This window comes from Spirosoma rhododendri (genome assembly GCF_012849055.1).
GTDB lineage: Bacteria > Bacteroidota > Bacteroidia > Cytophagales > Spirosomataceae > Spirosoma > Spirosoma rhododendri.
The window spans coordinates 4691407-4713427 of the sequence record NZ_CP051677.1; the positions used below are offsets into that span (position 1 = coordinate 4691407).

Genomic DNA, 22021 nt, shown 5'->3' on the forward strand with positions numbered 1-22021 from the left:
AAACTCGTTTAAACAAATATCAGTTATACCTTTGCGCCACCACAACGATCATGCACAAGAATTATCGCAATGAACACCAGCGCCTGATCGGCAACCTCCACCGGACCGACGGCTATATTTTCAACCATTTTTCGCAGAAACTGGCCCCGTTCGACCTGTCGGTTCAACAATACATAGTACTACGGCTATTGTCGTACGAGTACCCTAACAGCCTGTCGGCGGGGGAATTGAAAGAGCGAATGACCGACATGAACTCCGACGTCACCCGCCTGACCGACCGGCTGGTTGCCAAGAACCTGATTGTGCGGGAAATCGACCCGCAGAACCGCCGGCGTGTGAACCTGCGACTGACCGAGGAATCGAAACAGTTTGTCGATACGGTAGCCGTCGAGTTCAGCGATTTTGAATCCATCGTCAGCCACCTGACCGATGATGAAGTGACTACCCTGAATACACTCCTGGATAAAATCAGAAACAAACCACAATGAAACAGTACGTAATTGGAGCCGGTTTGTGGCTTACGCTGCTGGGTGGTGCCATCGCCCAGCCCAGCCCGGCGGTGATGCCGCTCGACAAAGCCATTCAGACCGCTCTGCAAAACAACAAGGGTATCCGGCTGGCCGACACCCGCACGCTGGCGGCCGAAGCCCGGTCGCAGGAAGCCAAAGACCGGAGCCTGCCCACGGCAACGGCGCAGCTGGCTTATTCGCGCTACAGCCTGACGGGTCCGTTTGCTTTCGGCGAAGGCAGCGACGGCAAACCGCTATTCGGCATCCCGGCGGGGGCCTTCAACGCCACCATCGGGGGCGCTACGATCAGCAAGGAAATCTTCGGCGGCTTCGCGGAAAAGTCGGCAGAGAAATCGGCCGAACTACTCGCCAAAGCCAGTCGGCTCGACGCGCAGCGTAACCGTTCGGAACTGGTTTATACCGTCACGGACGCGTACTACAACATCGTCAAGCTGATTCGGTCAACGACGGTCATCGAGCAGAACATCAGGCAGTTCGACGAGCGCGAACGCGAAGCCCGGAATCTGGAAAAAGAAGGCGTCGTGACGGCCAATGAGGTACTGAAGATTCAGTTGCAGAAAAATAACCTCAACCTGAGCCGCCTGCAAGTCGACAAGGCCCGGCAAACGGCCCTATATAACTTCAACCTGCTGCTTGGCCTCCCCGACGATCAGTCCGTTGCGGTCGACACGACGCTGGCTAATCCGGCGGCTGTTACGCAGCAACTGAGTACGTTTCTGACGCAGGCGCAACAGACCCGGCCCGAAACGGAAGCCAATTCGCTGCGGGTACAGTCGGCACAGGAGCAGCTACGCAACACGAAAAGCGGTATGTATCCGCACTTCGGGGTATCGGCAGGCTACAACTACATCAACCCGTCGGCCCGGCTGATTCCGCAGGCCAGCTCGTTTGTCAGTGCCTGGAACGTGGGGGCTGGACTGAGCTACAACATCGGTTCGCTCTACAACATGAAGGGTCGCCTGAATACGGCCAAAAATAGCATCGATCAGGCCACGATCCAGAGTCAGCAGCAGGCCGATCAGATTCGCTCCGAAGTCGTGACGGCCTATAACAACTACCAGCTTGCCCTCGAACAGCAGAGCGTAATCCGCACGGCGGTTGGGCAGGCGCAGGAAAACTACCGCCTGACGGAATCGCGCTTCCGCAACGGGCTGGTTGGCTCAACCGACCTGCTCGAAGCCGACAGCTTCCTCTTACAGGCTCAATTAAATGTCATCAACGCCACCGTCGACGCCCAGCTCGCTTACCAGCGACTCCTGAAAGCCACGGGGACAAATCTATAATTGGTTTAAGGTTTAAGGTCTACCGTTTAAAGTTGTCGAACAACAGAACCTTAAACCTTGAACCACAAACATTAAACTAACTTTCCAGTGAACAAGTCAACCATTTTTCGCATTGCGGGCGTCGTCGTTCTGGTCGTCGCAATTTTCTTTGGGTACAGCGAATTTCGCTACCTGCAACGCCACGAAACCACCGACGACGCACAGATCGACGGGGACGTGAACCCCGTTATTCCTAAAGCCAGCGGGTATGTAAAAGCCATCCGATTTGCCGACAATCAGCCGGTGAAAGCGGGCGACACGCTGCTGGTACTCGACGATGCCGACTACCGCATCCGGGTTGAGCAGGCCGAAGCCGCGTTGCAAAGCGCGATGGCCGCTGCCGGGGTGAGCCGCTCGCAGGTGGGCGTGGCCTCGGCTACGATCCAGAGTTCGCAGGCCAGCGTCTTTACGGCCCGCAATCAGGTCGCGACGGCGCAGGCCAACGTAGTAGCAGCGCAGGCCCGCGCCCGTAAGTCGGGTCAGGATTTCGAGCGGTACAGCCGGTTGCTGGCCGAAAAAACCGTTCCGCAGCAGCAGTTCGACGCCGTTGAAGCCGAACGCGACGCAGCCAACGCCCAGCTTCAGGCGGCTCAGGCACAGCTCCAGACGGCACAGGCGCAGGTAGCCGCTGCCGGTACGCAGACGGGCATTACCAGTTCGCAGCGTCGGGCCACGGAAGGGCAGATTACGGTAGCGCAGGCAGCCATCAAGCAGCGGCAGACCGATCTTGATCTGGCCAAACTGCAACTGTCGTACACCATCGTGCGGGCACCAATTTCGGGGGTTGTCTCGAAGCGGGCCGTGCAGCTTGGGCAACTGGTACAGGCAGGTCAGGCGGTGTGTTCGGTCGTGAACACCAGCACATTGTGGGTGACGGCTAACTTCAAGGAAACACAGCTGAATCAGATGCAGCCCGGTCAGACGGTGACGATTGACATCGATGCGTTCGACGGTGAAAAGCTGACGGGTAAAGTCGGTTCGTTTGCCGGTGCGACGGGTGCCAAATTCTCGCTCCTCCCCCCGACAATGCAACGGGCAACTACGTAAAAGTCGTGCAGCGCATTCCGGTCCGTATCGACCTCGACAAAAACGCCCCCTCTACGCCCGCCTTCGCCCCGGCATGAGCGTCAACGTAGCGGTGGATTTGCAAAAGTAGTTTAACGTTTACTGTTCAAGGTTCAAGGTTGGGGCAGTTTTTCAACTTTAAACCTTAGACAGTAAACCTGAAACCCAACGAAATGAAATTAGGCTTTGATAAATGGGTGGTGGTGCTGACGGTGACGACAGCGGCCCTGCTCCAGACAATCGACTCGTCGATTGTGAACGTGACCCTGAACCAGATGATGGGGAACCTCGGCGCGTCGCTGGGGATATTAGCTGGGTCGTGACGGGCTATGCGGCTGCCAGCGCCGTGATGATTACGATGTCGGGCTGGCTCAGCGCCAAGCTTGGTCGCCGGAATTACTTTGCCGCGTCGATTGTCGTCTTTACCATCGCGTCGGTACTCTGCGGACTGTCGACCAACGTCTGGGAACTGGTCTTTTTTCGGGTGCTTCAAGGCATCGGGGGTGGTGGCCTGCTGACGACGGCGCAGTCGATTCTCATTCAGACGTTCCCGAAAGAAGACATCGGTATCGCCAACGCCATCTTCGGGCTGGGCGTCATCATCGGTCCGTCGATTGGCCCCACGCTGGGCGGCTACATCACCGACAACCTGTCGTGGAACTGGGTGTTTTACATCAACATCCCGTTCGGCATCGCGGCTACCGTCCTGACGTACCTGTACATCAAGGAACCGGTCGAGAAGATATTGGCGGGTAGGATGGACTGGCTCGCGCTTATCATGCTCATTGTCGGGATTGGTGGCTTACAGATCATCTTGGAGAAGGGCGAAGAGAAAGACTGGTTCGATTCGAGCTTTATCACCATCATGACCACGGCTGCCGTGCTTTGCCTGATCGGCTTCATCTGGCGGCAGCTCACCGTCAGCCAACCCATCCTCGACCTGCGACTGCTACGTCGTCGTCGGTTTGCCGTCGGTACGCTGTTCAACTTCATCCTCGGTTTCGGCTTGTTCGCGTCGGTGTTCCTGATTCCAGTGTTCTGCCAGACGATTCTAGGCTTTACCGCCAGTCAGACGGGTTTACTGCTGATGCCGGGCTCGATCATGACCGGCTTCATGATGCCGATCGTGGGTGGTCTGCTGAAGAAAAACGCGATTTCGCCGATCTGGTACGCTGCCGCCGGTTTCCTGCTGTTCTTCGGCTTCAGCTACGGCCTGTCGAACATCACGCCCGACGCGGGGCCGGACTACTTCTTCTGGCCGCTCATCATCCGGGGTATCGGCATGGGCCTGATCTTTATCCCGCTGACGACCGTAACGCTGGCCGATTTGTCGCCCGTCGAGATTCCGCAGGGGTCGGCCCTGTCGAACACGATTCGGCAGTTGGGTGGTACGTTCGGTACGGCCATCATGACGACCTATATCTCGACCCGTTCAGTGCTGCATATCTCGCGCCTGACCGACAACCTGTCGATTTACAACCCGATTTCGGCGGAGCGCATCCGGCAATACACGGGGCTGTTCCTCTCGAAAGGCGACGCCCTGGCCGCAGCGACGGCGAAAGCATACCGGCTGTTGCAGGGCGGGGCGATCAAGCAGGCGATGGTGATGACCTATGCCGACTCATTCCTAATTATCGGCGGCTTCTTCCTCGTCTGTATACCGCTGCTGCTGCTGTTCATCGGCAAGAAAATTGAAGCACCCGCCCACGCGGAAATGGTGATGGAGTAAAGTTGGTTTCCCCTCACCCCAACCGACCCGTCGGACCGCCCCTCTCCCAAAACGGGAGAGGGGCTTTTTGTTGTGTACCAGTCCAGTCTTTCTTCTTTCACTGAGGTTCTGCTGTTTGAAAATAATTTGACATCTCCTGTTTTAAACCCGCATACGGTAAAAATATATGCATCCAGCAATAGCCCCTCTCCCGTTTTGGGAGAGGGGTTGGGGTGAGGGCACATGACATTCTGCCCGTTTCGTCGCATATTGTACCCTTACCCCTACCTCGTATGCGCAAACAACTACTCGCCTACTCCATTGCCCTTCTATCAATCTCAACACTAGCCCCGGCGCAGGACCGGCTTAGTGGCAAAACCTTCGCCACGCGGGCCGTGGTAATGGCGCGGCACGGGATGGCCTGTACCTCCCACCCCCTGTCGACGCAGGCGGCTATCGACGTGCTGCGGTCGGGCGGGAACGCGATTGATGCCGCCATTGCCGCTAATGCGATGGAAGGTGTCGTGGAACCGCACGTCAACGGGATCGGGGCGACCTGTTTGCGATTGTCTGGGACGCTAAAACCAAGAAACTCTACGGCCTTAACGCATCGGGTCGGTCGCCGTATAACTTGACGCTGGCGGAGTTTCAAAAGCGGGGGCTGATGCACATTCCGTCCGACGGGCCGCTGCCGGTGTCGGTGCCGGGTTGCGTCGATGGGTGGTTTGAGTTGCACAAACGGTTCGGCAAAACGCCCATGCCGACGATTCTGTCGCACGCGATCCGCTACGCCCGCGAGGGGTACCCCGTCCACGACGAAGCTGCGTTTTACTGGCCGTCGATGCTTGCCCGGTTCAGCAAGTACCCCAACGTTAAAGAAACCTACGCGCCGGGCGGGGCCGCGCCCAAACGGGGTGATGTATTTAAAAATCCAGCCCTCGCCAACACCCTCGAATCAATCGCCAAAGGTGGGCGCGACGCCTTCTACAAAGGTCCGATTGCCCAGACTATCGACGCGTTTATGAAGCGCAACGGCGGTTTTCTGAGCGCGAAAGACCTCGCCGATCACACGTCTGAATGGGTCGAACCAGTGTCGACCAACTACCGGGGGTACGACGTCTGGGAATTGCCGCCCAACAGTCAGGGCATTGCTGCGTTGCAGATGCTGAACCTGCTGGAGGGCTACGACTTTTCAAAAATTCCGTGGGGTAGTGCCGAGCACATTCACACCTTTATCGAAGCAAAGAAACTGGCGTTTGAAGACCGGGCGAAGTACTACGCCGACCCAGCATTCGTCAAAATTCCTGTGAAGGAACTCGTCAGCAAACCGTACGCGGCCGAACGGCGAAAACTCATCGGCGAACGAGCCGCCACGCGGGTCGACGCGGGAAACCCGGCCCTGAAAGACGGCGACACAATCTACCTTACCGTCGCCGACGACGAAGGCAATATGGTCTCGCTAATTCAGAGCAACTACCGGGGCTTCGGCTCCGGCATGGTACCCGACGGGCTGGGCTTTACATTACAGAACCGGGGTGAACTTTACAGCCTGACCGACGGGCAAAACAACACCTACGCGCCCCACAAACGCCCGTTCCAAACCATTATCCCCGCCTTCGTTACCAAAGACGGACAGCCGTATATGAGTTTTGGCGTGATGGGCGGCAGCTTTCAACCGCTGGGTCACGTCGAGATTCTGATGAACATGATCGACTACGGCATGAACCCGCAGGAAGCCGGTGACGCTCCCCGCATCGACCATCAGGGGTCGTCGGAGCCGACGGGCGAACGCATGGTTGATTCCGGGCAGATCACGCTGGAATCGGGCTTTCCCTACGAGACCATCCGCGACCTGATGCGCCGGGGGCACCGCGTCGGCTACGGGCTGGGCGGCTACGGCGGGTATCAGGCGATTATGTACGACGCCAAAAACAAGGTGTACCACGGGGCCACCGAGTCGCGCAAAGACGGACAGGCCGCTGGCTACTAAGCCGCCCTGAGCCGCGCTTCGGGAATGTGCAGCCGACACAGCGCGCCGTTCTGCTGGATAAACTCGACCTGTCCATCGAGCTGATTACTCAGTGACGCAACCAGCCGCTTACCGAACGAGGGTCGTCCACCCCGCAGCAGCCAGTCGTCCGGGTGAATGCCGGGGCCATTATCCTGCACTTCCAGCGTCAGGCCATTCTGCGTGTGCAGGCCAACACGCAGCCGGGGATGCTTACTCTGGGCGTAGGCGTACTTGAACGCGTTGGTAATTAACTCGTTGGCAATCAAGCCCAGCGGGATGGCAACATCAACGTCCAGCTCCTGCTCATCAGCGTCGATTACCAGGTCAAAATCGCGGTCGGAATAGCCATACGCGTACATCAGACTCTGCGCCAGGTCGGTCAGGTACGACCGGATATTGATCGTCGTGATACCGTCGGTCTGGTACAGGCGCTGGTGAATGAGTGCCATCGCTTCGACCCGCTGTTGCCCAACGCGCACCGCCTGCACCGCTTTCTCGTCCTGCAAATTACTGGCCTGTAGCGACAGCAGGCTCGACACGATAGCGAGGTTGTTTTTTACGCGGTGGTGAAGTTCTTTCATCAGCGTTTTCAGCTGCTCGGCCTGCGTCGCCAGTTGCTGACTATTCCCCGTGATAATACCGTTCTGCGTGGCCAGCTTCTGATTCGACCGCCGGATTATCAGGTACTGCCCGATGAGCAGACTGACCAGCACGGCCATCAGGCCCAATCCACCGCTCATGTACTCGACCTGCCGCGTTTTTTCCAGGTTACGCGACCCCAGATCCGCGATCTGACGCTGTTTGGCCTGGGTGTCGTACTGGGTCTGCAACTCAAGGATTGCCCGCGTCTTTTCGATGTCGGCCACCGTTTTCATCTGCGCCAGCCGTCGGGTTTCAGCCGCCTGAATAGCCGCAATTTCCCGCGCTTTATTGGCTTCGACCTGCGCAACGGCCTGCGTTTTAGCCAACTCGGCGCTCGCTTTGATACTGGCCACTTCAGTCGCCTGCTGCACCGCATAGCGGCCTTCCAGCTGGGCAATGGTGCGGGTCTTCGCCTGATTCACCAGCGAATCGCCAATCTGCTTGTACTTCACGGCCGCTTCGTACGCCTTTTGGTACTGCCCGGCCGCGGCATACGCGCGCGACAGCGTGCCATACACCGAATTCGCCAGTGGTGCGTCGCCAGACCGTTTGAGCTGTTCAAGCGACTTTTCGGCGAACATCACTGCCTTGTCGGGCTGTTTTAGTCCAATGTGCGCGGTCGCCAGATTACGGTAATTATGCGCCAGACTGCTGTAGCGTTTTAGATTTAAATTAATGGCTAACGCTTTCTCGAGGTACTGAACCGCCATCTGGTAGTCTTTCTCGACGTTGTAATTTTTACCCAGATTGTTGTAGAATATCCGTGCGTCTTCGGGCTGCACCTCCGTGTTGTTCATCGGTGCCAGCCCCTTTAAAAAGCACTCCCGCCCCTGCTTTATTTCGCCGAGATCCTCGTACAGAATCCCCAGATTAATGTAGTTGGTACGCAGTTCTTTGGTCGCTTTCAGGCGCTGGTTCATGGCAATAGCCTGTTGCATGTAGGCAATACCCTGCCGGGTGTAGGCTTTGACCCCCTGACTGTCGCCCATGAGTTTGTAAAGCAACCCCAGGCTATGATACGTCTTGGCAATCGACTGTACTTTATTTACTTTGTTGTACTGCTCGATCGCCTGCTGATAACAGGTCAGCGCGTCTTCGTACTGCCCCTGGTACGTCCGTACAGTGCCCTTTAATCGATGGTAATCACCCAACCCGGCCCAGTACTTTTTTTTCTGACTAATCGTCAGCACCGGGCCCAGGTACGCGAGCGCCGAATCAAACTGGCTCTGCTTGTAAAACGCGTTGGCAATATCGTAATAGGCGTGAACGCGGGTGGTATCGGGCAGTTTCAGGGTCAGCGACGTCTTCAGACTGTCGATAAGCTGCTGCCCCTGCTGTGCCATAGCCGATTGGCCACAGGTCGCTGCCACTACGAGCAGACCGACAAACCAGCGGTTGAATAAATACATGGTGTAAGAAAACAGTTGGTTTGGATAGACCTTTTACTGATTGACTACACTGGCAATCAGTAGTTTATAGCATAATACGATGACAGGTCAGCAACACTGACCTTAAAAATAAGGAATTCTCCAGACACTACTTATTCTACCGTACAGAAGTAAACAATCGTTTTGATCAGCTGCCGCCAGCCCGTTTGTTACCGACAACGACCAGCTCGTAACACGGCCTCATTCATCTATGTTTGAGACCATGGCGAAAACTCAGACTACTGGTAGTAAAACCGCTCACAGACAGGCTTTCAGACGCAGTACGACGGCACATTTCGCCCGTCTCCTCTTCTACTAAGCCTGCTTTATCATGCATCCATCAAGACGTAATTTTTTGCAATCGCTGGGGGTTGGCGTGGCCAGCCTTGGCGCATCCCAATCGGCCGTAGCCGAAACAGTATCCGCTCCCAAACTCCCCAAAGCTGCCGCCGACGATCAGGTCCTGTTTGTGGGCGACGACATCGCCGTGGCCAGCACGCAGTACGGCAAAGTGCGGGGCTTTGTGCTGCGCGGTATCAACCAGTTTCTGGGCATCCCTTACGGTGCCGATACGTCGGGTAAAAACCGATTCATGCCCCCGCAGAAACCCGAGCCCTGGACCGACGTTCGCCCGGCGCTGTGGTGGGGTAACTCGGCCCCGCAGATCATGGAAAAACGGTACGCCAATCCCTACGCGTCGTTTGTCGACCACTGGAATTATGACGATGTGTCGGAAGACTGCCTGAAACTGAACGTCTGGACGCCCGCCCTCGACAGTCAGAAGCGACCTGTCGTAGTCTGGCTGCACGGCGGTGGCTTTACCAACGGCAACGGTATCGAACAGGACGGCTACCACGGCGAAAACATTGCCCGGAAGGGTAATCTGGTCTTCTGCTCACTCAATCACCGACTCGGTCCGCTGGGGTATACCGACCTGAAAGCCGCCGGTGGGCCGGATGCCAAATCGTTGGCCGCATCGGGTAACGTGGGTAATCTGGACATGGTCGCGGCACTGGAATGGGTGAGAAACAACATCGCCAATTTTGGGGGCGACCCGAATAACGTAACTATCATCGGGCAGTCGGGCGGGGGCGCGAAGGTGACGACGCTGATGAATATGCCTTCGGCGAAGGGGCTGTTTCACAAGGCCGTGGCACTGAGCGGCACCTCACTGGCGGGATCTAACAAGGCGTACGCCGAAAAGCTTGGGCAGCAGGTGATGCAGGAAGCCGGGTTGCAAGCCGGTGAGATCGACAAGCTGCAACAGATTCCGTGGCGGCAGTACATCGACATCGCCAACCGGGCCGCGGAGAAAATGGCCGACGAAGCCAAACGGATGAACATTCAACGGGGTGGTTATTCGCCCGTCGGAGACGGCACCTACCTCAGCGACAAACCCTTTTTTGGCAGCGCCAGCGATTTCTCGGCAGATATTCCGCTGCTGATCTGCACAACCTTTCACGAGCAAAACCCCGACCGGACAGATGCATCACTGGAAAGCATTTCGCTCGACGGGGTAAAGGAGAAGATCAAACCCCGCTTCGGCGACAGGTCGGGCGAAATTGTGGACGCCTACGCCCGAAATTTTCCCAAAGCGCGACCCATCGAACTGTGGGCGCTGATCGTATCGAACCGAAAAAATGCCGTTGCTGCCGCCGATGCGAAGGCGTCGCAGCAGAAAGCGCCGGTTTACGTGGCCTGGTTTGGGTGGCAACCGCCCCTTTTCGACAACCGGATGCGGGCGTTCCACTGCGACGATATCTGCTTCTGGTTCTATAACACCGACCTGATGCTGACCCATACCGGCGGGGGTAAACGGCCACGGGCACTGTCGGAAAAGATGGCCGGTTCGTTCATCAACTTCGCCCGGACGGGCAATCCCAACGGGGGCGGCTTACCGAACTGGAAACCCTACACGCCCCAAAACGGCGAAACGATGGTTCTCGACGACACATGCGCCCTCGTCAACGACCCCGACCGCGAAGCCCGCAAATCGCTGGCGTAGCCTGTCGGCTGACACCCATTCGGGGATGATGACCTGAGCTTATTCAGCCTCCCGTCCGGGTGGCGAGCAAGGCGTTCTGCGACAGAAAAGTGTACTGATTAGTTCATCCGCGTTCCGGGCTCAGTCAACGAAAAGGCTGAGCCCGGAACGTTTTTGATTGAGGTAGCGGTGGACCGGTGGCTGATTAATGGCGGAACATTCGGCGGGAACGCCAACCCTGCACCAAAGACGGGGTTGGCGTTTATATCGTTTGTTTTCAGTTATGACCCAGCCAGCCAATCCTACGCTCTATGTCGGCACATACGCTGTTCGCGACAGCAAAGGCATCTACGTATTCTCGTTCGACCCAAACACCGGAGCGGCTACGTTGCAGCAAACAGTCGATGATGGCAAAAGCCCTTCCTTTCTCGCCATTCACCCGTCGGGTCAGTACCTGTACGCGGTCAATGAAGAGGACGAACAAGGCCCGAATCAGTCTGGTACCGTCAGCGCCTACGCCATCGACCCGCAAACGGGACAGTTGACGTTACTGAACCAGCAACTGACGCAGGGTAAGGCTCCCTGCCATGTCGCTATTGACCGAAGCGGTAAACTGGCATTTGTATCGAACTACGGGAGTGGCTGCCTGACCGTACTCCCTATTTCGCCGGACGGGTCACTGCACGAAGCCAGCCAGGTGATTCAGCATACGGGCCATAGCGTCGATCCGGAGCGGCAGGCTTCGCCACACGTTCACTCGGGCGTGGTATCGGGCGACAATCGCTTGCTGTACGTGTCAGATCTGGGTACGGACACGATTCATGTGTACCAGATCGACGAACAGCAGGGCCGTATCAGCGCCGGTTCGGCAACGCCATACGTACGTGTCTCGGCTGGTTCGGGTCCCCGCATGCTGGTCGTTCATCCGGGCGATGAATGGCTGTACAGTCTCAAAGAAATGAGCTCGACCGTGGCCCGGCTCCGACGCGACCGGCAGACGAACGCGGTTGAACTGCTGGAAGATGACATCCCCTTCCTAAGCGACACCTTTACTGGCGAGCGATCAGGGGGCCATATTCACCTGGATACCGACGGGCAGCATCTGCTGGCGACCAACCGGGGCAACAACACACTGGCAATCTTTGCTTTAGAGGCCGACGGTACGCTTACCCAACGCGGTCTGCACTACACGGGTGGCGACGAACCCCGCAACTTCCTGCTCGACGAGCGCAGCGGCTATCTGCTGATTGGCCATCAGGAGTCGGATACGATCACGGTGTTCAAACTGGACACAGACCGTGACACCTTGACCGCCACCGGTGACCAGCTTTCCGTTCCCGCACCCGTCTGCCTACTGATGCAGTACAGAGTGTAGGTCCACCTCTGTCAGACCATCCCATTACCCAGTTGATCCCATTCGATGCGGAAGACAGTCCAGCCGTCGGGTTGGGTTTTCAGGGAGAACGTGAAGCCGTGGTTCAGCAGGATGTCGCGGACAACCATCAGGCCGATACCCTGCCCGGTCGCCTTCGTACTCAGAAAGGGGTCGAATAACCGGTTCGCCAGTTCCGTCGGGATGGGATGACCGTTGTTCAGTACCTGCAATCGACGCGCTTCCAGCCGGATTTGCACTTGACGGCCAGCCTCGCAGGCTTCCAGTGCATTCTTCACGATGTTGACCAGCACCTGCTCCAGTTGCCCGACGTCGACCGACAGGCAAACAGGGTTGTCGGGTACGGCTACGGTAATGGATACCCCCTGTTTCAACGCGGGTGGTCCCATCAGTTGCCCGACCTGCTGCACAACATCCCGCAAATCGACCCGCGTTCGGACGGGCGGGGGGATACGAACCACATCGGCAAACCGGCGCATGAACCCGTTCAGCCGGTCGTTGCGGTCGATGGCGACGTGCATGGCTCGCTGCGAATCGGCGTCGGGCAGTTCCGGTGTTAGCGTTTGCATGATGGAGTTGACCGCCCCGATGGAGTTGTTGACCTCGTGGGCCATCATCCGAATCACCTTGCCGTAGGCGTTCTTTTCCGTCGTAATCAGTTCGGCCGTCAGCTCTTCGATGAGCAGAAACTGCCGCGCGAAACCCCGGTCCATGAACGTTGCGCGCAGCACCCGATACCGCTCGATGCCGGTCTGCTGAACCAATTGGGGTTGCTCGGCTGGCAGGCCCATAAACTGACTCAGCAGCGGATGGGCGATCTCGTCGGGCAGTCGATTCAGCAGCGTATCGAGCGGTCGCCGTAGCAGGGTGACGGCTTTAGGATTGGCCGACGTAATGCGACCGTCGTAATCGAAAATCAGCAGTGCAATGGGTGACGCGTCGATCAGCTTGTCGAGAAACGATTGCTGTTCAGCCTGATGCGTCCGCTCCTGCCGAAGCTGATCGATCATCAGATTGTAGACCCGGATCAGTTCGTCGACGTCCCGGTTGCCCGTCGGCACGAATTTGATGGTAAAATCCTTGTCGCGGATGGCTTCAATACCCGACCCAATATACTGACCCGGCCGCTGAAAGGTTCGGTACATATCCGCACCGAGCAACAGCGACCCCAGCAATACCACCTCACTACCGACGAGCCATACCGGCTCCGTTTTGAAGGCCGTGTACGCCAGTCCGGCCAGGGTCAGATGTAAACCGGTCAGGTAGAGCAGGTAACGCGTTAGAAAACTCATTCGTCGGCGGAGTAGGCGATGCCGAATTTATCCAGTCGGCGGTAAAGCGCAAAGCGCGTGATCCCCAGCGACCGGGCTACCTTGCTCACCCGGTTCTGGTGAAAGGCCATAGCCTGCTGAATCATCTGCTGTTCCATCTGATCCAGCGTCAGGCTACCAACCTGCGGTAACCGCACAGCCGCTGTCGGCACCGATGGCGGAACGTATCTCTCGAAGTCGGCGACAGTCAGTTCGTTGCCGGGAACGAGCAGGGCGGTTCGCTCCACCAGATTTTTCAGTTGCCGAACATTCCCCGGCAACGGTAACGCCTTCAGCCAGCTAAGAGCCTCGTCGCTGACGCGCAGATCGGGCCGATTATAGAGTACTTTCAGGTTGTCGAGGAAAAACCGAACCAGCGTGGGAATGTCATTGGCGCGCTGACGAAGGGCGGGTAAGGGTATCGTAATCAGGTTGATTCGGTAAAATAAATCCTCCCGAAACGTGCCCTGCGCGACCATCGCTTCCAGATCGCGGTTCGTTGCGCAGATCACCCGCACGTCGACCGCCTTGGGTTTGCTGCTGCCCAGCGGCTCGAACGTCCGGTCCTGTAGGACGCGCAGGAGCTTTACCTGCGAAGCCGGTGCCAGATCACCGATTTCATCCAGAAAAATACTCCCTTTGTTCGCCAGCTCGAAGCGCCCGACGCGGTCGGCTTTGGCATCGGTAAAGGCCCCGCGCACGTGACCGAAGAGTTCGCTCTCGAACAGCGTTTCGGAGATGCCGCCCAGATTGACCTTGACGAAGGGTTGCCGCTTTCGGCGGCTGTTCTGGTGGATGGCTTCGGCAATGAGTTCCTTACCCGTGCCGCTTTCGCCGGTAATAAGAACGGGGGCATCGGTCGGCGCAATCCGGCCAACGGTCGTCAGCACGTCGAGCAGTTTCGGATCATTGCCCACGATGTTATCAAACTGAAACTGCTCATCGAGCTGCCGCCGACTAACTGACCGGGTATCGGTACCAGCCAGTTTGATGGCTGTCTCAGCGGCTTGCAACAGATAGTCATTCTGCCAGGGCTTGGTAATAAAATCGCTGGCACCGGCCTTCATTCCCTCAACGGCCAGTTCGATTGTCCCCCAGCCCGTCAGCAGAATTACCGGCACGGCGGGCAACCGCTCCCGGATGCGTCGCAGCAGCCGCAGCCCGTCGTCGCCCGACGTGTCGATTGAAAAATTCATGTCCAGCACAATCAGTGCGGGCGTTTCCTGGTCCAGTACCTCGTTTGTTTCGAAGGGGCCGTCGGCCACGCGCACGCGGTACCCCGCTTTCCTGAACAACAGCGAAAGCGAGGTTTGAATGGCGGTATCGTCGTCGATGACAAGAATCATATTACTCTTCGTGCAGGGCGGTGGCGGGTTGAATCAGCGCAGCCTGCCGACTGGGAAACAGGGCGCAGAGCGTCACGATCAGGTAGATGATGAGCATGGCAATGCCCATCGCCGTCACATACACACCCACCCGAAGATCGAACACGTTCAGCAGCGGAAACTGCACCGCCAGCAGCAGCCCAATCAGGATGGCAAAGGTAGCCAACACCCAGGTTTCGCCCACAAACTGGGTCGATACACCGCTGCCGGTAGCCCCAATCGCCCGGCGCAGTCCAATCTCACTCCGACGCCGGGTGATGCTCAGATTGAGTACCCCGAACAGCCCCAGCGCAACGTTGATGAGCAGGAAGCCACAGACGATCGACGCAATGATAATCGGCACCAGTACCAGGTTATGCTGATTCTTACGCGAGTCGGTCAGGTAATCGACTTCGACACCCCAACCCGGCAGTTGCGACGCGATAGCTTTAACCATCGTGGCTTCGAAGGCCGCGTCGGTGCCGGGCTTGACCCGAACCAGTATCGTATTTATCCACGTGTTGTTGGCCCTGGCTAGCTCAAACAGGGCGGGTCGGTTGGCCATAAACTCCCCCTTCGCTTTGAAATTATCGATTACCCCGACGATTTTGTACTGGTCGTTTACGATTTTACCCAGCGGATTTTCGGCAGCGAACAGTTCTTTTCGCATCTGCTCATTGATAACAACGGGCCTATACTTACCCACGCTGTCGGCACTGCGGTACCAATGTCCCGTGGGCACGGCGATACCAAGCGTGTTGGCAAAGTTGTCGTCCGTCGAGTAATAATCAGCTTGTACGTCATGCTTTTTATACGTGATACTACTGCCGTTCTGGTAGGCAGAAAAGGGGAAATTATCGCCCATACCTGACGCCGATTCAACCGCCGGGTAGGTTCTGACGCGCTGAATTATACGCAGTAATTTACTGGCCACATCCGTCGTATCCTGGTTGTTGTGCAGCTGAACGGCCCACACGTTATCATAGGTGAACCCCAGCGGCTCCTGGTACTTTCTGACATTGACCACGATCAGGGTAGACAGGCCAAACAGCACCATAAACGACGCCCAGATCTCAACGATCAATAGCGTGTGCGCCCGCTTTTTATTCCAGATGAGTCTAAACAGATGACGTATCATAATTGAGTGATTGAATTACTGAATGATTGAATGGATGATACGCGCCTTCGCCTTACGCTTTCAGCGCGTCGGCGATGGACAGCTTCGACATGCGTAGGGCCGGTACGACTCCTGACAGGAAACCGAACAGCAGGCAAACCAACAGACTGATAATGAACACGCTCAGATTGATGGTCAGATCAGCGTATGCAATCCAGCCGCTTTGATTGATGAAGTGAATGACAATCCCGGTCAGCACCAGCGCAATGACCCCACCGATAAACGTGATAAAAATATTCTCGATGATGAATTGCCAGACCAGCGTTTTGACGGATGCCCCGAAGGCTTTCCGAATACCGATCTCCGATGCCCGCTCCATAATCCGGCTGACGTTTACGTTTACCAGATTGATGGCTGGTAGGCCAAGCAGCATAAACAGCACGAAGGCAATGACGCCAAAGAGAATCGTTCGCAGACCGGTATCTCTTGCCAGCACGGGCCGGAGAAAGTTATCGGCGTACGTCTCCGCGTTCAATTCCAGTGTGGTGTACTTGGCGCCGTAGTACGTGATCGGCAGTGGGATCTGATCCATTCGCTGCTGAAATTCAGCCTGAACAGCGGGAATATCAGCGCTCTTCTTAGCCAGGATTATACTGATATAGTTGCCCCGTATGCCGCTCTCCTGATAATTACTTCTGGGTGTGGTGTACGGAAAATACACGTCGGCATAAGAGAACGGACGGGTAAACGGACTGCCCTTGACAACCCCGATGACGCGATAGCGTACGTTTTCGATCTCGATCGGTTTTCCAACAACCGATTCTTCCCCCCGACCGAAGTACTGATTCCGCAGGTCGTCGTTGATCACCACCACATAGTCGCCGTTGGCGATGTTCTGCTCCGTGTAAGGTTTTCCGTCGATGAACGTGAAGTCCATGACCCGCCAGAAGTCCGCGTCGGTGAACTTTGTATTCAGCTTGATCTTTTGCGACCCGACATACGCATTTGAACTGTTGACGAACGTGCAGATCGTCGCTCGTTCGGGCGTTTTGAGGCTTTTGACGTTATCGGTCAAAAACCGAAAACTCATAGGCCCCGAGCTTTGCCCCTGCTGAGTCGAATCCCGCAGCGCCATCTGCATAATGTACAGCGAACGATCGCGTTTCGTCTCGGGGTAATGCGGCCCGAGCAGATGATCCAGAAACGAGGTCAGCACCATCAGCACAGTCAGCGTCAGGCTGATACCGAAGAGCGTGATAAACGTGTAGACCGGGTGCCGCATCAGCACCTTCCAGGCGATTTTGATGTAGTTGGTTATCATAATTTTAAAGAGTGAAAGAGCGAAAGAATGAAAGAGCGATTGGCTAACGCAGGTTATGTTCCACTTCGTCGACCACAATGGAGCGACCGAACTTCGCTCTTTCATTCTTTCACTCTTTCGCTCTTTAATACCGCATCCCCGACCATCGAGCCGTCGAATAGCCGTACGAGCCGGTGCGTTTTTTTGGCCATCGCTTCGTCGTGCGTTACCATCACGATGGTGCTGCCGTCGGTGTTGAGTTGCTGGAGGATGTTCATGATCTCGTTGCCCATCACACTGTCGAGGTTACCCGTCGGTTCGTCGGCCAGCACGATGGCGGGGTTGCCGACGATGGCGCGGGCAATGGCGACGCGCTGTTTTTGTCCACCCGACAACTGCCCCGGAAAATGGCTCATGCGGTTGCTTAGCCCCACTTTTTCGAGGGCCTCCTTCGCCATCGCCCGGCGCGACGCCCCCGCCGGATCGCCCTTCCGATACAGCAGCGGAATCTCCACGTTGTCGAGTACCGACAGGTCGTTGATCAGGTGAAAGCTCTGGAAAATGAAGCCGATCTGCTGATTCCGCAATTGGGCCAGCTCTTTGTCGCGGTACTGCGTAACGAGCTGACCCGCAATCTCGACGGTACCTTTGCTGGGCGTATCGAGCAGGCCCATCAGGTTCATCAGCGTCGATTTACCGCAGCCGCTGGGGCCCATAATCGACAGAAATTCACCGGCGGCAACGTGCAGGTTGATGGTGCTTAGGGCCAGCGTTTCGATGCTGCTGGTGCGGTACACCTTTTCGATGTTGGTCAGTTTAATCATCGGGATTGTGTCAGTTTCTGATTGGTTTCAAAATCGTATAAAGTCAATAGCCGGATTGTGTAATAGACCTGCCAGTAGTCGCGCAGGGCCAGGATCGCGTCGCGCCGGGCGCGGTCTTTGTCCTGAGTAGCAATGCCCAGATCGGTGACGCTCAGGTCACTGAGTTTAAACCGGTCTTGGGCAATCTGGTAGCGGTTCTGCGCAATCTGATCGGCTTCGGCGGTCAGCGTCACCTGCTGCCGCAGCATGTCAAGCAAAGTCACCTGCGTGTAAATCTGCTGTTCCATGCTGCGCTTGTTCTGCTCAACGATCTGTACCGTCAGTTGCTGGGTGGCCAACGCCGTCTCGGTACGTGCTTTGGCCCGGCCCCACGTCATGATCGGTAGCACGAACTGAATTTCGACAAACTGCCGGTCCTGCGGCTGAACATATAAATCCGTCGGACGACTCCCCCGGTTCGACAGCCCGAAGCTGGCGTTCAGCGTTGCATTCAGTCCGTTTTCTTTCCGGGCCTTTTCCAGATCACGGTCGGCTTCGAGCTGCTGCCGCCGGAAGGTGAGCGCGGCCGATCGGTTGGCAAACGCTTGTTCCAATGCCAGCTTGATGTCGACGGTGAACGGGTTCAACCGGTTGGGAATAGCCAGCGCCAGTGGCCGGTCGTCGCGGGAGCCGACGAACGAGCGGAGTTTGAGCGCGGCTACTTCCGCCGTTTGCCGGGCCGATGCGAGGTCTTTCTGGGCGTTCAGCACGCTGAGCTGGAGTTGGAGCAGGTCGTTGCGGGAAATCCGGCCCAGGGTCAGTTTGTGCTGGGCGATTTTGTAGAGCGTGTCGTTGTTGGCGCGGTTGGTTTCGGCAATTTGAAGGTTTACCTGCGCCACCAGCAGATCGAAGTAGAAGCCCGTTGCGTCGAGAGCGACCTGCTCCATCGCTTCGATGTATTGCTGATTGCTTTCGGCATAGCGCAGCGGCTCGGTCTGGCGGTCCCACTTCATCTGGTTAAACCGAAACAGCGGCTGACTCAGCCCGACCTCAAACGGGACGCCGTTGTAGAGCGTGTTTTTCGCCAGAAAATTGTCGAACCGCTGGACCTGCTGTTGCACGTAAATCGACCCGCCCGTGAGGGGAATGTTCTGACTCAGCGACAGACTAAGAATCGAATTGTTGTTCGATACGGGTTGAAACACGATGGTGCCGTCGGGCTGGATCACCTGCACGAACGAGCGGGTAAAGCTGGGCAGCGACCCGCTCAGACTCAATTGCGGTTTGAAGCCCGCCATGAATGTACGGAAGGTCCAATAGTTGGTTTTCTGTAGTGTAGCCGCCTGTTTTCCAGCCAGCGACTGCTCACGGGCCAGCGACACCACATCATCAAGGGTCAGCGAAACGGGCTGAGCCAGCGCAGCCGATGCGGTCAGCAGCCCGGCCAGCAAAAGGGTAAAACGGTGGCTCATGGGGTTGGGTCGATGGTTAGTTCCTGCACGTGTTCATACTCGCTGAGGTCGGTCAGAATGACGCGCTCGCCCGGCTGCACCCCGCTTTTCAGCTCGACCCAGTCGATGTTCGACAGGCCCGTTTCGACCTCGCGCCGAACGGCTTTGGTCGGGCTGGTCAGCACCCAGACGAACTGCTGCCGTTTGCCCTTGAACGTCGGCCCGTTGGCCACCCGCACCGTCCGGGCCCGGCGGTTGGTCACCACAAACACGTCGACTTTCTGGTTGGGCCGCAGCGAGGCATGCCGGTTGTTTTCGAGGTCGATGCTGAACTGTACCGTGCCGTTCTGCACGGCTGGTTTGACCTGTGTAATCTGCCCCGCAAGTCCGTTTCGTTGACCCGCACGATGACCGGCTGCCCTGTTTTAAGCTGATCGGCATAGACGTCGGCGCAGGACCCATCGACCCGGAAGCTGCCCAGATCGGCCAGTTTTGCCAGCATATCGCCCTCATTTACAGCGGAGCCGATGCGTTCGTTGACCCAGGTCAGCACCCCGGCGCGGTCGGTCAGGATATCGGCCTGCCGGAGTTTGTGCGCCATCACCCGCAGGTTGGTAGCCTCGACCTGCGCCTGTAGCTGCGACTCGCGCAAACTGGCCCGCATCGACTGCCGATTATAAGTCAGGCTGTTTTCGAGTTGCTTCTTTTCCAGCCGGGCGATGTTCAGCGCGGTTTCGGCCTGCACCACATCTTCCGGCGTTTGTCCGCCGACCTGCACCAGCCGCCGGGCGTGATCGAGATTGGCCTGTAGTTTATTGATGTTGAGCGCCTTGATCTGGTCGTTCAGGTCCGCATCGGCCAGGTCTTTGTCCAGTTTTAGCCGGAGTTGATCGATACCGTTCTGCCGGAGGGCCAGTTGATCGTTGACCTTATCGTATTCGATCTTCGTCAGCGACTTGTCGAGTTCCAGAATCGGTTGGCCCGCCCGGACGCGGGTACCGGGCGTCAACAGCACCCGTTTGATACTGGCCTGAATTGGGCTGGTGATGATCTGCTCGTAAGCGGGCATTACCTCCCCCGTTGCCGACAGCGTATTCTCAACGGCCCCAATCTCCGCCACCGCCGAGCGAATCTTACTGGCCTCGACCGACGTGTTCAGTAACTGCCGGAAGCCAATACCAACGGCCAGCAGCCCGGCCAGAACGACCAGTATCCAACCCGTTTTCTTCCGGCGGGATTGGCTTACGTATTCAGGGGCTAGTTCACGATCCATCAGTGTGCGTTTTCCCTCTTACTACGCCAAAGACGATGCCAGCCAGTTATCTGTTGATTTTCAAACCATTACCCCTAAGTAAGTAGATTCAAATTGTGCGAAATCGCACAAGATGTGCGCTTTTTTTCTGTCATCCCGAGCCTGCGAGGGATCTTCGGTAGCGGGCTATTTTCTAGTCAATTCCGAAGATCCCTCCTGACGTCGGGATGACAGAAAATAGCTGTTTTACTGCCTTTATGGCGTCAGCCCAGTCTATGTCCACTGTAAATAAAAACCCTGTCAATCCTGTAATCCTGTCTAAAAAATTACGCCGATGTTTGCGGGATGAAACACGCGTTTTTGGTTTTCCTGCTGACCCTGTCGGGCCTTGCCCACGCGCAGGTGTTGCGTAAACGGACGGTGAAGCTAATGGGTAGCCGGTGGGACATTACGCTCGTTGCCAACGACTCGCTAACGGCGGTGCAAAACATCGACACGGTCGTTGCCGAAGTGACACGCATCGAAAACCTGATTTCCGACTGGCGTTCGTACACGCAGATTTCGAAGGTTAACCAGAACGCGGGCATCGCGCCCGTACGGGTGGATGCAGAGGTGATGGCCCTCACCGAGCGGGCGATTCAACTGTCGAAACTGACCAACGGCGCGTTCGACATCAGCTTTGCCGCGATGGACCGTATCTGGAAGTTCGACGGCTCAATGACCGCCATGCCAAGCCCAGAAGCCATCAAAAACTCGGTGCGCAACGTGGGCTATCAGAACATCATCCTCGACAAAACGAATTCGACCATCTTCCTGAAGAAGAAAGGCATGAAAATCGGTTTTGGCGCGCTGGGCGAAGGCTATGCCGCCGACCGCTGCCGCCAGATGATGCTGGCACGGGGCATCCGGGCCGGGATCGTCAACGGCTCAGGCGACATGAGCACGTGGGGCACCCAGCCCGACGGCACCCCCTGGACCATCGGCATCACCAACCCGCTCCACCGCGACACGCTGTTCGCCGTCGTGCCGCTGCATAAAACCGCTGTCGTGACGTCGGGGAGTTACGAGAAGTTCGTGGTGTTCAACGGCAAACGCTACGCGCATATCATCAATCCCAAAACCGGCTATCCCGCTACGGGTGTAAGCAGCGTGACGGTATTCGGTCCCAGCGCCGAACGGGCCAACGGTTTCAGCACGTCGATGATGGTGCTGGGCAAAGCAGCCGGGCTGAAGCTCATCCGCCACTACCCCGACTACCAGTACATCCTCATCACCGACGCAGGCGAAATTATCTCATCGCCGGGTCTGGGCTTGAAACAGCGTCGGCTATCGGTAAGGTGAA

17 protein-coding genes and 1 pseudogene are annotated in these 22021 nt (G+C 57.0%); 9 read left to right on the plus strand and 9 right to left on the minus strand.

Annotation, left to right across the window (positions count from 1 at the left end):
• The first annotated feature begins 50 nt into the window (after positions 1-50).
• From HH216_RS19515 to ggt, 6 genes and pseudogenes are all read left to right on the plus strand, one after another.
• Positions 51-488 (plus strand): MarR family winged helix-turn-helix transcriptional regulator, encoded by a 438-nt coding sequence (locus tag HH216_RS19515; RefSeq protein WP_169552330.1) that lies wholly within the window; start codon positions 51-53, stop codon positions 486-488.
• Positions 485-1813 carry a TolC family protein gene (locus HH216_RS19520; RefSeq protein WP_169552331.1) on the plus strand — a complete coding sequence of 443 codons (1329 nt, stop codon included), beginning with the start codon at positions 485-487 and terminating at the stop codon, positions 1811-1813. Before HH216_RS19515 ends, HH216_RS19520 begins: the two co-directional genes overlap by 4 nt.
• 87 nt (positions 1814-1900) lie before the next feature.
• Positions 1901-2899 carry an HlyD family secretion protein gene (locus HH216_RS19525; RefSeq protein WP_254448518.1) on the plus strand — a complete coding sequence of 333 codons (999 nt, stop codon included), beginning with the start codon at positions 1901-1903 and terminating at the stop codon, positions 2897-2899.
• A gap of 191 nt (positions 2900-3090) precedes the next feature.
• The gene (locus tag HH216_RS26205; protein WP_254448519.1) at positions 3091-3240 is read left to right on the plus strand and encodes a hypothetical protein; all 150 of its coding nucleotides are present in this window, start codon (positions 3091-3093) and stop codon (positions 3238-3240) included.
• A gap of 26 nt (positions 3241-3266) precedes the next feature.
• Entirely contained in the window at positions 3267-4646 is a 1380-nt protein-coding gene (locus HH216_RS19530; RefSeq protein WP_254448520.1) for a DHA2 family efflux MFS transporter permease subunit, read from the plus strand.
• Positions 4647-4918: 272 nt separating this feature from the next.
• Positions 4919-6615: pseudogene (gene ggt, locus HH216_RS19535) on the plus strand (gamma-glutamyltransferase).
• On the opposite strand, the gene HH216_RS19540 reads toward ggt, so the two are convergent.
• Complete coding sequence (locus tag HH216_RS19540; RefSeq protein WP_169552332.1) at positions 6612-8687, minus strand: tetratricopeptide repeat protein; 2076 nt, start codon at positions 8685-8687, stop codon at positions 6612-6614. The pseudogene ggt and the gene HH216_RS19540 sit on opposite strands and share 4 nt — an antisense overlap.
• Before the next feature lie 349 nt (positions 8688-9036).
• On the opposite strand from HH216_RS19540, the gene HH216_RS19545 reads away from it, so the two are divergent.
• Both HH216_RS19545 and HH216_RS19550 read left to right on the plus strand, forming a co-directional pair.
• Positions 9037-10710: a carboxylesterase/lipase family protein gene (locus HH216_RS19545; protein WP_169552333.1), complete on the plus strand. Its 1674-nt coding sequence runs from the start codon at positions 9037-9039 to the stop codon at positions 10708-10710.
• 262 nt (positions 10711-10972) lie between these two features.
• Entirely contained in the window at positions 10973-12064 is a 1092-nt protein-coding gene (locus HH216_RS19550) for a lactonase family protein (RefSeq protein ID WP_169552334.1), read from the plus strand.
• An 11-nt stretch (positions 12065-12075) separates the two neighbouring features.
• Here HH216_RS19550 and HH216_RS19555 read toward each other — a convergent pair whose 3' ends face one another.
• The 8 genes from HH216_RS19555 to HH216_RS19585 all read right to left on the minus strand — a co-directional run bounded on the left by HH216_RS19555 (position 12076) and on the right by HH216_RS19585 (position 20700).
• On the minus strand, positions 12076-13374 hold the full coding sequence (locus HH216_RS19555; RefSeq protein ID WP_169552335.1) for a sensor histidine kinase: 1299 nt from the start codon (positions 13372-13374) through the stop codon (positions 12076-12078).
• Entirely contained in the window at positions 13371-14738 is a 1368-nt protein-coding gene (locus HH216_RS19560) for a sigma-54-dependent transcriptional regulator (protein ID WP_169552336.1), read from the minus strand. The genes HH216_RS19555 and HH216_RS19560 overlap by 4 nt, the downstream gene beginning before the upstream one ends.
• A 1-nt stretch (position 14739) precedes the next feature.
• On the minus strand, positions 14740-15894 hold the full coding sequence (locus tag HH216_RS19565) for an ABC transporter permease (RefSeq protein ID WP_169552337.1): 1155 nt from the start codon (positions 15892-15894) through the stop codon (positions 14740-14742).
• A 52-nt stretch (positions 15895-15946) separates the two neighbouring features.
• Positions 15947-17194, minus strand: coding sequence for an ABC transporter permease (locus tag HH216_RS19570; RefSeq protein ID WP_169552338.1), 1248 nt, complete (start codon positions 17192-17194; stop codon positions 15947-15949).
• Between the two features lie 101 nt (positions 17195-17295).
• Positions 17296-17997, minus strand: a complete 702-nt coding sequence (locus HH216_RS19575) for an ABC transporter ATP-binding protein (RefSeq protein ID WP_169552339.1) — start codon at positions 17995-17997, stop codon at positions 17296-17298.
• On the minus strand, positions 17994-19448 hold the full coding sequence (locus HH216_RS19580) for a TolC family protein (RefSeq protein WP_169552340.1): 1455 nt from the start codon (positions 19446-19448) through the stop codon (positions 17994-17996). The genes HH216_RS19575 and HH216_RS19580 overlap by 4 nt, the downstream gene beginning before the upstream one ends.
• Positions 19445-19780: an efflux RND transporter periplasmic adaptor subunit gene (locus tag HH216_RS26745; RefSeq protein WP_332871420.1), complete on the minus strand. Its 336-nt coding sequence runs from the start codon at positions 19778-19780 to the stop codon at positions 19445-19447. The genes HH216_RS19580 and HH216_RS26745 overlap by 4 nt, the downstream gene beginning before the upstream one ends.
• A complete protein-coding gene (locus tag HH216_RS19585; RefSeq protein WP_332871421.1) occupies positions 19687-20700 on the minus strand; it encodes an HlyD family secretion protein in 1014 nt (337 codons plus the stop codon). Before HH216_RS19585 ends, HH216_RS26745 begins: the two co-directional genes overlap by 94 nt.
• A 324-nt stretch (positions 20701-21024) precedes the next feature.
• On the opposite strand from HH216_RS19585, the gene HH216_RS19590 reads away from it, so the two are divergent.
• On the plus strand, positions 21025-22020 hold the full coding sequence (locus HH216_RS19590) for an FAD:protein FMN transferase (RefSeq protein WP_169552341.1): 996 nt from the start codon (positions 21025-21027) through the stop codon (positions 22018-22020).
• Position 22021: the final 1 nt, after the last annotated feature.